The sequence below is a fragment of the Neochlamydia sp. EPS4 genome (assembly GCF_000813665.1).
In the GTDB taxonomy this organism is placed as follows: domain Bacteria; phylum Chlamydiota; class Chlamydiia; order Chlamydiales; family Parachlamydiaceae; genus Neochlamydia.
Map to the genome: position 1 here is coordinate 1 of NZ_JSDQ01000034.1, position 5,093 is coordinate 5,093.

Sequence of the window (5,093 nt, forward strand, 5' to 3'; positions counted from 1 at the left end):
CAGCTGTCTCAGCTGGGATATTTTTACTTAGATCAAAACCAGCTCACCAGTCTTCCTGCAGAAATAGGTCAATTGTCTCGGCTACAAGGGATTGAATTAAATCAAAACCGGCTCACCGCTCTGCCTGCAGAAATCGGGCGGTTGTCTAAGCTGCAAAGGCTTGAATTAAATCAAAACCAGCTCACCGCTCTGCCTACAGAAATCGAGCAGCTGTCTGAGCTGCAAAAGCTTTACTTAAATCAAAACCAGCTCACCGCTCTGCCTGCAGAAATAGGTCTATTGTCTCAGCTGCAAAGGCTTGAATTAAATCAAAACCAGCTCACCGCTCTGCCTGCAAAAATAGGACAGTTGTCCCGGCTGCAAGGGCTTTACTTAAATCAAAACCAGCTCACCGCTCTGCCTGCAGAAATCGGGCGGTTGTCTAAGCTGCAATGGCTTTACTTAAATCAAAACCAGCTCACCGCTCTGCCTACAGAAATCGGGCAGCTGTCTACGCTGGCATGCCTTGAATTAAATCAAAACCAGCTCACCAGCCTTCCTGCAAAAATCGGGCAGCTGTCTCAGCTGGGATATCTATACTTAAATCAAAACCAACTCACCAGTCTTCCTGCAGAAATAGGTCAATTGTCTCAGCTAGAAGCGCTTTACTTAAGCCAAAACCAGCTCACCAGTCTTCCTACAGAGATAGGGCGGCTGTCTAGGCTGCAAGGGCTTTACTTAAATCAAAACCAGCTTACCGCTCTGCCTATAAAAGTCGGACAGCTGCCTAAGCTGTATTGGCTTGAATTAAATCAAAACCAGCTCACCAGTCTTCCTACGGAGATAGGGCGGCTGTCTCAGCTGGCACGGCTTTACTTAAGCCAAAACCAGCTCACCAGTCTTCCTGCAGAAATCGGGCGGTTGTCTCAGCTGGCACGGCTTTACTTAAGCCAAAACCAGCTCACCAGTCTTCCTGCAGAAATCGGGCGGTTGTCTCGGCTACAAGAGCTTGATTTAAGCCAAAACCAGCTCACCAGCCTTCCTGTAGAAATCGGGCAGCTGTCTTGGCTTACCAAGCTTGAACTAGCAGAAAATCCTTTGAAAGATATTCCAGAAAAAATAAGGCAGCGTTTTCAATTGTAGAATGGCCGTAAGTACTTTTTAATTTGGGGTGGGCTAAAATGAGATAAGAAACTTTTAACCACCTTATCTTTAAGAAAGTAATCCGCTTTTCTTCCCGCAACTAAGCAAGCTTAAACTAGCCTACACATTTTAACGGCAAGAAGTTTCTCTCTTTTTCTGAAGAGTGTATGGCTGGGAAGACAACCTTTCTTGACAGGAAGAAGCTAGGCGTATTGTATTCCATCATGCGGTAGAAGAATTAAGACAAGGCACCAAAAAGAGCCGTTTTTCTCAAATAAGGCAAAGAATCCATCTCATTCTTTTAGCCAAACCAAAATTGCCGCGTCACTTAATCGCCAAAAGCTGTGGCTGCTCCTAAATGCTTAGAAGGTCTCCCCCCTTTCCTTGAATCTATCTGAAAAAAGACGCTGTTAGATCATCTGGGAGTCGCTTTTTTTGTTGATAAGGATATGAATTCGTTTGACTTACTTTTTTAATTTTTTTATATTGCCTTTAAAAATAAAAATGATAAAAGTTCATCACTACCCAAGGAAATAAAATGCATCCCATCTCTCCAGCATCTATTGAAAGCTTGCCCAATGAATTGCTGCTCCCTATCTTAGAGGCTTGTGCAGTTCCTTCCTTATTTAGCGTCTGTAAAAGATGGCATCATCTGCTGGCTACTGAAGTCATGCCCCCTCTTTATAGACAAATAGGTAAAGTGCATGTTCCTGAAGGAAATGTTAAGGAGCAGGCTCTTATTGTAGATAAGATTTATAAGCTAGAAGAAAAGCTTTCTGAAACAGCAAAGGTAAATGCAATCTTTAAGCAAATCTTTACTTTAGCCAAGTCTTTTTCAACTTTAGAATTGAAAGAGAAAACAGAAGAAAAAAGAGGCTTAACGCTGGCTAATTACTTTTCTTATCTCTTAAATATTAATCGTCTTTTACTTTGGAAAAAACTTCCTGGTGGGGAAGAATACTTGAGCCGAGAAGAAATTAAGCACTTGCCTCTAGAAAAAAAAGGAGAGCTATTTAAAGCTTGGATTGAAGAAAATTGTAAAAACATCACGGATTTAGATTTATCTGAAGCAGGCTTGACTTATTTACCCCCAGAAATAGGCCAGTTATCTCAGCTGCAAACGCTTGACTTAAGAGAAAACCAGCTCACCAGCCTGCCTCCACAAATTGGACAGCTGTCCCAGCTGCAAGAGCTTGACTTAAGAGAAAACCAGCTCACGAGCGTTCCTGTAGAAATCGGGCAGCTGTCTCAGCTACAATGGCTTTACTTAAATCAAAACCAGCTCACCAGCCTTCCTACAGAAATTGGACAGCTGTCTCAGCTGCAAGAGCTTGACTTAAGAGAAAACCAGCTCACCAGCCTACCTACAAAAATAGGCCAATTGTCTCAGCTGCAAGGGCTTAACTTAAGCCAAAACCAGCTCACCAGTCTGCCTGAAGAAATCGGGCAACTGTTTCAACTACAAGGGCTTAACTTAGATCAAAACCAGCTCACTAGTCTTCCTGCAGAAATTGAGCAGCTGTCTAAGCTGCAAACGCTTTACTTAAATCAAAACCAGCTCACCGCTCTGCCTGCAGAAATAGGTCAATTGTCTCAGCTGCAATATCTTTACTTAAATCAAAACCAACTCACCAGCCTTCCTAAAGAAATCGAGCAGCTGTCTAATCTGTATGAGCTTGACTTAAATCAAAACCAGCTCACCAGCCTTCCTGTAGAAGTTGGGCAACTGTCTCAACTACGAGTGCTTTACTTAAATCAAAACCAGCTCACCAGCCTACCTGCAGAAATCTGTCAATTGTCTCAGCTGCAATATCTTTACTTAAATCAAAACCAACTCACCAGTCTGCCTGCAGAAATCGGACAGATGTCTCAGTTGCGATGGCTTGATTCAAGCCAAAACAAGCTCACCGCTCTGCCTGCAGAAATCGGGCAGCTGTCTGAGCTGCAAACGCTTGAATTAAATCAAAACCAACTTACCACTCTACCTGCAGAAATCGGGCAGCTGTCTAAGCTGCACACGCTTGAATTAGCGGAAAATCCTTTGAAAGATATTGCAGAAAAAATAAGGCAGCGTTTTCAATTGTAGAATGGCCATAAGTACTTTTTAAATTGGGGTGGGCTAAAATGAAATAAAAAACTTTTAGCCATCTTATCTTTAGACAAGTCATCCGCTTTTCTTCCAGCAACTAAGCAAGCTTAAATTAGCCTACACATTATAACGACAAGAAGCTTTTCTCTTTTTCTGCAGGGTGTTATGGCTGGGAGGGCAACCTTTCTTGACAGCAAGAAACTGGCGTATTGTATTCCATCATTTGATAGAAGAATTAAAACAAGGGACCAAAAAGAGCCATTTTTCTCAAATAAGGCAAAGAATCAATCTTATTTTTTTAACCAAGCCAAGATTGCCGCGTCACTTAATCCCCAAAACCTGTGGCTGCTCTTGAATGCTTGGAAGGTCTCCGCCCTTTCCTTGAATTTATCTAAAAAAAGGCGCTGTTAGATCATCTGGGAGTCGTTTTTTTTTGTTGATAAGGATACGAATTCGTTTGACTTACTTTTTTAATTTTTTTATTCTGTCTTAAAAATAGGATGATAAAAGGTCATCACTACCCAAGGAAATAAAATGCATCCTATCTCTTCGGTCTCTATTGAAAGCTTGCCCAATGAATTGCTGCTCCCTATCTTAGAGGCTTGCGTAGTTCCTTCCTTATTTAGCGTCTGTAAAAGATGGCATCATCTGCTGGCTACAGAAGTCATGCCCCCTCTTTATAAGCAAATAGGTAAAGTGCATGTTCCTCAAGGAAATGTTAAGGAGCAGGCTCTTATTGTAGATAGGATTTATAAGCTAAAAGAAAAGCTTTCTGAGGCCGCAAAGGTAAATGCAATCTTTAGGCGAATCTTTACTTTAGCCAAGTCTTTTTCAGCTTTAGAATTTAAAGTGCAAATAGAAGAAAAGAAGTATCTTACTTTGGCTAACTACTCTTCCTATCTTGTAAATATTAATCGCCTTTTACTTTGGAAAAAACTTCCTGATGGGGAAGAATACTTGAGTCGAGAAGAAATTAAGCACGTGTTTCTAGGAAAAAAAGGAGAGCTTCTTAGAGATTGGATTAAAGAAAATTGTAAAAAAACCACGGATCTATATTTATCTGGAATAGGCTTGACTTATCTACCCCCAGAAATATGCCAGCTATCTCAGCTGCAAGCGCTTGATTTAAGCCAAAACCAACTCACCGCTCTGCCTGAAGAAATGGGGCAGCTGTCTAATCTGCAACAGCTTTACTTAAGAGGTAACCAGCTCACCGCTCTGCCTGGAGAAATCGGGCAGCTGCCTCAGCTGCGCGGGCTTTACTTAAGTCAAAACCAGCTTACCAGCCTGCCTGCAGAAATCGGCCAATTGCCTCAGCTGCAAACGCTTGACTTAAGAAAAAACCAGCTCACCAGTCTGCCTGTAGAAATAGGTCAATTGTTTCGATTACAAGGACTTTACTTAAATCAAAACCAGCTCACGAGCCTGCCCGCAGAAATCGGACGGCTGCCTGATCTGCAAAATCTTGAATTAGCGGGAAATCCTTTGAAAGATATCGCCGAAAAAATAAGGCAGCGTTTTCAATTGTAGAATGGTTGTAAGTACTTCTTAAATTGGGGTGGGCTAAATGAAATAAAAAACTTTTAGCCATCTTATCTTTAAACAAGTCATCCGCTTTTCTTCCCGCAACTAAGTAACTTAAGCTAACCTACACATTTATAATGGCAAGAAGTTCCTCTTTTTTTCTGCAGATTGCTAGGCTGGGATAACAACCTTTCTTGACAGGAAGAAGCTAGGCGTATTGTATTCCATCATGCGGTAGAAAAATTAAAAGAAGGCATCAAAAAAGAGTTGTTTTCCTCAAATAAGGCAAAGAATCAATCTCATTCTTTTAGTCAAACCAAAATTTGCCGCGTCACTTAATCGCCAAAAACCTGTGGCC

General features: G+C 41.6%; 3 protein-coding genes. All 3 read left to right on the forward strand.

Annotated features, from left to right (window positions below; translation table 11 throughout):
• The coding region (locus tag DB42_RS02905; RefSeq protein ID WP_044881664.1) for a leucine-rich repeat domain-containing protein at window positions 1-1,122 on the forward strand (1,122 nt) is incomplete at its 5' end.
• A gap of 538 nt (window positions 1,123-1,660) precedes the next feature.
• Entirely contained in the window at window positions 1,661-3,208 is a 1,548-nt protein-coding gene (locus DB42_RS02910; RefSeq protein WP_052435936.1) for a leucine-rich repeat domain-containing protein, read from the forward strand.
• 537 nt (window positions 3,209-3,745) lie between these two features.
• Window positions 3,746-4,741, forward strand: a complete 996-nt coding sequence (locus tag DB42_RS10270) for a leucine-rich repeat domain-containing protein (RefSeq protein WP_052435937.1) — start codon at window positions 3,746-3,748, stop codon at window positions 4,739-4,741.
• The last annotated feature ends 352 nt before the right edge of the window (window positions 4,742-5,093 follow it).